Origin of the sequence: Pyxidicoccus fallax, from assembly GCF_012933655.1 — a bacterium.
Classification (GTDB): domain Bacteria; phylum Myxococcota; class Myxococcia; order Myxococcales; family Myxococcaceae; genus Myxococcus; species Myxococcus fallax.
This window is the reverse complement of record NZ_JABBJJ010000802.1, coordinates 1-406: the sequence shown is the minus strand read 5'-3', so window position 1 is coordinate 406 and position 406 is coordinate 1. Positions and strand designations below refer to the sequence as shown.

Annotated in this window: 1 protein-coding gene; it reads left to right on the top strand. The window is 54.4% G+C overall.

The genetic code is table 11. The features are described 5' to 3' along the window. On the top strand, nt 1–406 hold a 406-nt coding region (locus HG543_RS54225; protein WP_281404573.1), incomplete at both ends, for an anaerobic C4-dicarboxylate transporter family protein.

Here is a 406-nt window from a genome sequence, read left to right as displayed (position 1 = left end):
TTGGCGCTTTTTCTGAAGTGCGCCCGGCCTTTGACGGTAAACCACTGTCGATGGTGCTGGTTATCCAGATGTTTATGCTGCTCTCCGGAGCGCTGATCATCATCATTACAAAAACTAACCCGGCATCGATTTCCAAAAATGAGGTCTTTCGTTCGGGAATGATCGCTATCGTCGCGGTGTACGGCATCGCGTGGATGGCGGAGACCATGTTTGGCGCGCACATGACTGAGATTAAAGGCGTGCTTGGTGAGATGGTAAAAGAGTATCCGTGGGCTTATGCCATCGTGCTGCTACTGGTTTCGAAATTTGTGAACTCCCAGGCGGCAGCGCTGGCGGCGATTGTGCCAGTAGCCCTGGCCATCGGCGTCTACCCGGCCTATATCGTGGCTTCTGCGCCGGCCTGCTA